1 protein-coding gene is annotated in these 1,424 nt (G+C 68.5%); it reads left to right on the top strand.

The window, feature by feature from the left end; genetic code table 11:
• Positions 1-156: 156 nt before the first annotated feature.
• Positions 157-1,275: a CobW family GTP-binding protein gene (locus tag NKJ08_RS38685; protein WP_352529077.1), complete on the top strand. Its 1,119-nt coding sequence runs from the start codon at positions 157-159 to the stop codon at positions 1,273-1,275.
• Positions 1,276-1,424 lie beyond the last annotated feature (149 nt).

Below are 1,424 nucleotides of genomic sequence, written 5' to 3'. Positions count from 1 at the left end.
GGGGGTGGCTGCTGCCCGCGGGGCGGAATTGCCCCCCCGGGCCGGCCCCCATTGGCCCCCCGCCGGGGGCCCCGCGGCCGGGCGCGGCGCGGGCCGTGGCCGGGTCGACCACCGCCGCGCAGGTCCAACAGCCGGCCAAGGCGCGGAACTAGCCGCATGGCCGGCTTCCCGATCCCCGTTTCGGTGCTCACCGGCTTTCTCGGCGCCGGCAAGACGACGCTGCTCAACCGGCTGCTCAGGGATCCGGCGCTCGCCGACACCGCAGTCATCATCAACGAGTTCGGCGAGGTGGCGATCGACCATCTCCTGGTCGAGCAGGCTTCCGACGGCATCATCCAGCTCTCCGATGGCTGCCTCTGCTGCACGGTGCGCGGCGAGCTGGTCGACACGCTGGCCGACCTCGTCGACAGGCTGCAGACCGGCCGCATCGACCGGCTTGCCCGCGTCGTCGTCGAGACCACCGGCCTCGCCGATCCAGCACCCGTGCTGCAATCGATCATGGCGCATCCGGCCCTGGTCCAGGCGTTCCGGCTCGACGGCGTCATCACCCTGGTCGACGCCGTCAATGGCAATGCGACGCTCGATGCCCATGTCGAGGCGGTGAAGCAGGTGGCGGTCGCCGATCGCATCGTGCTCAGCAAGGCCGATCTAGCCACGGATGCGGGCGATGCCAAGACGTTGCGGGCGCGGCTCAGGCAGCTCAACCCGGGCGCCGTGGTGCTCGACGCGAGCGAGGCAAGCACCGCGACCCTGTTCGATTGCGGGCTCTACAATCCGGCCACCAAATCCGCCGACGTGCGGCGCTGGCTGGGCGAGGAAGCCGGTCATGAGCATGATCACGGCGGGCATGACCACGACGGGCATGACCATGGCGACCACGATCACCATGGTCACGGCCACAGGCACGATTCCCGCGTCCGCTCCTATTCGCTGGTTCATGACGGGCCGGTGCCGTTTTCGGCAATCGAGATGTTCCTCGATCTGCTGCGCTCGGCGCATGGCGAGCGCCTTTTGCGGATGAAGGGCGTCATTGAGCTTGCAGAAGATCCGTCGCGGCCGCTCGTCATCCATGGCGTGCAGAAGATCCTGCATCCGCCAGTGCAACTGCCGGCCTGGCCGGACAGCCAGCGCCGCACCAGGCTGGTACTGATCACGCTCGACATGCCGGAAGACTATGTCCGCCGGCTTTTCGCCGCCTTCACCAACCGGCCGTCGATCGACACGCCGGACCGGGCGGCACTGGAGAACAATCCGCTGGCCATCGCTGGGCGGTAGCTTCAATTTCCGGACGCGGCGCCGCTCTACGCTGATCGCAAACATTCCGGAGCCGGCGGCGTCGGTGAAGCTGCCGATCTCCCCCCTTGAGGGGGAGATGTCGCCGAAGGCGACAGAGGTGGTCGCCTCGGCTGGCGCGACTCCCTGTG

It is taken from the genome of Mesorhizobium sp. M0244 (assembly GCF_040321795.1).
Lineage (GTDB): Bacteria > Pseudomonadota > Alphaproteobacteria > Rhizobiales > Rhizobiaceae > Mesorhizobium.
Note: the sequence above shows the minus strand (reverse complement) of the source record. Positions and strands in the feature narration are given on the sequence as shown.

What these genes read in the sequence shown, in the direction of transcription:
- NKJ08_RS38685 (WP_352529077.1), top strand. Translation starts at nt 157, where the DNA reads ATGGCCGGCTTCCCGATCCCCGTTTCGGTGCTCACCGGCTTTCTCGGC.